Below are 5,073 nucleotides of genomic sequence, written 5' to 3'. Positions count from 1 at the left end.
CGCCAGCCTGCGCCGCAGCTCCGCACCGTCGTCCGCGGCCGGACCGCCGACGCGGCGGCGCCGGGCACGCACCAGGCCGCGCAGCAGAGGGGGGAGCCGATCGGTGTCATGGTCCCGCAGGGCCGCCGTGTCCAGGCTGAACGGCGCCGGCGCGGGCTCCCGCGTGCGCAGCGCGTCGTCCAGGAGCGCCAGGCCCTCCTCCTGCGACAGGGCGGGCAGGCCCATGCGCCGCATACGGTGCAGATCGGCCGCCTCCAGCTTGCCGAGCCCGGTGTCGGCCTCCCAGAGACCGAACGCCAGGGACGTCGCCGGCAGGCCGGCCCGGTGGCGGTGCTGGGCGAGCCCGTCCAGGAACACGTTGGCCGCGGCGTAGTTGCCCTGTCCGGCGGCCAGCAGGGAACCGCCGAGCGAGGAGAACAGCACGAATGCCGACAGGTCGCGGTCGGCCGTCAGCTCGTGCAGGTTCCAGGCCCCGTCCACCTTGGGCCGCAGGACCGTCTCCACGCGCTCCGGCGTCAGCCCTCGGACCAGACCGTTGTCCACGACACCGGCCGCGTGCACGACCGCGTCGACCGGATGACGGGCCAGCACCCCGGCCAGCGCGGCACGGTCGGCCACGTCGCACGCCTCGATGTCGACGCGCGCTCCGTGGGCCGCCAGTTCGGCGCGCAGTTCCGCCGCGCCCGGTGCGCTCTCGCCCCGGCGGCTGGTGAGGACCAGCCGCCGTACGTCGTGGGCCGTCACCAGGTGCCGGGCGACCAGGGCACCCAGGCCGCTGGTGCCGCCCGTGATCAGCACCGTCGACGCCGGGCCCCAGGGGGCGTGCGCCCCGTCGACCGCCGCGGCGGGAACGCGGGCGAACCTGGGGACGAGCACTTCGCCGCCCCTGACCGCGATCTCGGGCTCGTCCACGAGCGGCGGCACGGTCGCCTCGTCGTCGAGGTCGATCAGCATGAACCGGCCGGGGTTCTCCGCCGCGGCGGCCCGGACCAGGCCCCACACGGGTGCCTGGCTCAGCTCGACGTCCGTGCCCCCGGCCGGCACCGCGCGACGGGTGACGACCGCGAGCTTCTCCTCGCCGCTGTGTTCCCCGGTGAGCCACTCCTGGATCCGCGCCAGCACCGCGTCGGTGACCGTGCGGACGGCCTCGGGCGTATCGCCGTCGGCGCGCGGAGCCTCGTACACCACGACGGGCGTCCGCTGCGCGGGGCCGGTGGCGGCTTCGGTCCAGGTCAGGGTGAACAGTGCTGCCCTGCGGTCGGCGCCGGCCCGCAGTTGCCCGACCGAGACGGGCCTCGCGGCCAGGACCTCCACCGAGAGGACGGGCTCTCCGCTCTCGTCGGCGACCAGCACCGTCGAGCCGTCCTCCCCGTCGTTGCGTGACAGCCGGACGCGCAGTGCCGAGGCACCGGCCCGGTGGAGCGTGACGCCGTTCCAGGAGAAGGGGAGTTCCGGTGCCTCGTCCTCGCCGTCCTCGATCAGTCCGACGTGCATCGCCGCGTCCAGCAGCGCCGGGTGCAGGCCGAAGCGGGCCGCGTCCGTCCCCTCCGGGAGCGCGACTTCGGCGAACACTTCCTCGGCACCGCGTCGCCAGGCCGCCCTGAGTCCTCGGAAGGCCGGGCCGTAGTCGTACCCGCGGGCGAGCAGCCGCTCGTAGGCGCCGTCCACCGGGATCGGCGTCGCGCCCTTCGGGGGCCAGACGGTCAGGTCGTCCGACGGCGAGCCGCCGGACGGGGCGATGCCACCGGTCGCGTTGCGGATCCAGGTCTCGTCGTCGGGGGACGAGTAGATCTCGACGGTGCGCGCCTCGGAACCGTCCGGGCCGCCGACCACGACCCGCACCGCGACCCCGCCCTTCTCGGGGACGACAAGGGGCGCCTCGAGGGTCAGTTCGTCGATCGCCGCGCATCCCACCCGGTCGGCGGCTTGCAGCGCCAGCTCGACCAGGCCGGTGCCGGGCAGCAGCAGGGTGCCCAGCACGTCGTGGTCGGCGAGCCAGGGGTGGGAGTCGAGGGAGAGCCGTCCGGTGAACACGGCTCCGCCGGTGTCCGGCAGCACGACCTTCGCGGTCAGCAGCGGGTGCTCGACCAGGTCGAGTCCTGCGACGGCTTTCGCCTGCTCGGTCACCCAGTACCGTTCGCGCTGGAAGGGGTAGGTGGGCAGCTCGACGCGCCGCGCGCCGCGCCCGTCGAGGACGGCGCTCCAGTCGACCGGCACGCCCTCGGCGTACAGTCGTGCGACTCCGGCGAACAGGCTCTCCGTCTCGGGGTGGTCGCGGCGCAGCGTGGCCGCCGCCGTCCCCTCGACGTTCTGCTGCGTCATGGCGGTCAGGACGCCGTCCGGGCCGATCTCCAAAAACCGCGTCACGCCCTCGTCGTGCAGCCGGCGCACGTCGTCGGCGAAGCGGACCGCGTCGCGTACGTGCCCCACCCAGTACGCGGCCGACGCCATGTCCTTGACCAGCCGGATCTTCGGCTCGTGGTAGGTGACGCGCTCGGCGACCTCGCGGAACTCCTCCAGCATCGGGTCCATCAGCGGCGAGTGGAACGCGTGCGAGACGGAGAGGCGGTTCCTCTTGCGGTCGGTGAAGTGTCCGGCGATCGCGTTCACCGCGTCCTCGGCGCCCGAGACGACCACCGAGGAAGGACCGTTGACCGCGGCGATGCCCGTCCCGGCGGTGAGCAGCGGGGTGACCTCGTCCTCCGTGGCCCGGATCGCCACCATCGCCCCGCCGGGCGGCAGCGCCTGCATCAGCCGTCCCCGTTCCACCACCAGGCGCGCCGCGTCCTCCAGGTCGAAGACCCCCGCCACGTGGGCCGCCGCCAGTTCGCCGATCGAGTGCCCGGCCAGGAAGTGGGGGCTGATCCCCCAGGAGTGCACCAGCCGGAAGAGGGCCACCTCCAGGGCGAAGATCGCGGGCTGGGTGAACTCGGTCCGGTTCAGCGCCTCCTCGTCACCCCACATGACCTCCTTCAGCGGCAGCCCCGTCGCCTCGCACACCTCGTCGAACGCCGCCGCGAAGGCGGGGAAGACGTCGTACAGCTCCCGGCCCATGCCCGGACGCTGGCTGCCCTGGCCGGTGAACAGGAAGGCCGTCCTGCCGTCACCGCCCGTCCCGGTGATCGTCTCCGGTCCGAGGAGCACCGCACGGTGTTCAAAAGCGGCACGTCCCGTCGCCGCCGAGAACGCCACGTCGAGCGGGTCGCGGCCCGCGGTGAACGTGCCGATCCGCTCGATCTGGGCCCGCAGCGCCTCGGGCGTCCTGGCCGAGACGACGACCGGCGCGACCGGCAGTTCGCGGCGCTCCCCCGGCTCGTCCCCGGCCGGCGGCGCCTCCTCGATGATCACGTGCGCGTTCGTTCCGCTGATCCCGAACGAGGACACCCCCGCGCGACGCGGACGGCCGTCGCCGGGCCACTCCCGCGCCCGTGTCAGCAGCCGGACGTCGCCCGCCGTCCAGTCCACCCGTGGCGTCGGCTCCTCCACGTGCAGGGTCCTGGGCAGCTTCGCGTGCCGCATGGCCTGCACCATTTTGATGATCCCCGCCATGCCGGCCGCCGCCTGGGTGTGTCCCAGGTTCGACTTGACCGACCCCAGCCACAGCGGCCGGTCCTCGGCGCGGTCCTGCCCGTACGTGGCGAGCAGCGCCTGGGCCTCGATCGGATCGCCCAGTGTCGTGCCCGTGCCGTGTGCCTCGACGGCGTCCACGTCCGCCGCCGACAGCCCCGCGGCGGCCAGCGCCTGGCGGATCACCCGCTGCTGGGACGGGCCGTTGGGTGCCGTGAGGCCGTTGCTGGCGCCGTCCTGGTTCAGGGCGCTCCCCCGGACCACCGCCAGCACGGGGTGCCCGTTGCGGCGCGCCTGCGACAGCCGCTCGACCACGAGGACTCCGACGCCCTCGCTCCAGGAGGTGCCGTCGGTGGAGGACGAGAAGGACTTGGAGCGGCCGTCGGCGGACAGGCCGCGCTGCTCACTGAAGTCGATGAACGTCTGCGGCGTCCCCATGACGGTCACACCGCCGACGAGGGCGAGGGTGCACTCCCCCGAGCGCAGCGCCTGCGCCGCCCAGTGCAGTGCCACCAGCGACGACGAGCAGGCCGTGTCCACGGTCACCGCGGGGCCCTCGAGACCGAGGGTGTAGGCGACGCGGCCGGAGACGAGGCTCCCGCCGCCGGTTCCGCCGGCGTAGTCGTGGTACATGACGCCCGCGAACACCCCGGTCGGGCTGCCCTTCAGCGTGGTGGGGGCGATTCCGCCCCGTTCCAGTGCCTCCCAGGACACCTCCAGGAGCAGCCGCTGCTGCGGGTCCATCTCACGGGCCTCCCGCGGGCTGATGCCGAAGAAGTCCGGGTCGAACCAGGCGGCGTCGTGCAGGAATCCGCCGTTGCGCACATAGGTCTTCCCGGGCTTGCCCGGTTCGGGGTCGTAGATGCCCTCGACGTCCCAGCCGCGGTCGGTCGGGAACTCCGATATCGCGTCGACGCCCTCGTCGACCAGCCGCCACAGTCCCTCGGGCGAGTCCACGCCGCCCGGATAACGGCACGCCATGGCGACGATGGCGATCGGTTCGTCGTCCGCGGGCGTCACCACGGAGGTGACGGAGGTCCGCGTCACGGCTCCGGACAGCTCCTCCAGGAGGTGCCGCGCCAGGTCGCCGGGGGTCGGGTAGTCGAAGACGAGGGTGGCGGGCAGCCGGATTCCGACGGCGGCGCTCAGCAGGTTCCGCAGTTCGATCGCGGTGAGGGAGTCGAACCCGAGGTCGCGGAAGGTCAGGTCGGGGTCGACGGCGTCGGCTCCGGCGTGGCGCAGGACGGCGGCGGCCTGGGAGCGGACGATGCCGACGAGTTCGGGGACGCGCTCCTCCTCGGGGAGCCCGGCCAGCCGCCGCAGCAAGGTGTCGGCCGCGGGTGCGGTGGTGTCAAAGACGCGGCGCGGGCGGCCTCGGACGATGCCGCTCAGGAGCGGCGGGGGCGTGTCGAGGGCCGCCCGGTCGAACCGGGCGAGCACCAGCGCGGGCTCGGCGGCGCCGGCGGCCGCGTCGAGCAGCGCCAGTCCCTCCGCCGGCGCCAGGGC

General features: G+C 74.1%; 1 protein-coding gene. It reads right to left on the bottom strand.

Annotated elements, in window-relative coordinates; translation table 11 throughout:
* On the bottom strand, window positions 1–5,073 hold a 5,073-nt coding region (locus tag B7767_RS05230), incomplete at both ends, for a type I polyketide synthase (RefSeq protein ID WP_143652217.1).

The sequence above is a fragment of the Streptomyces sp. 13-12-16 genome (genome assembly GCF_002114215.1).
Taxonomy (GTDB): Bacteria; Actinomycetota; Actinomycetes; order Streptomycetales; family Streptomycetaceae; genus Streptomyces.
This window is presented reverse-complemented; position numbering and strand designations above follow the sequence as displayed.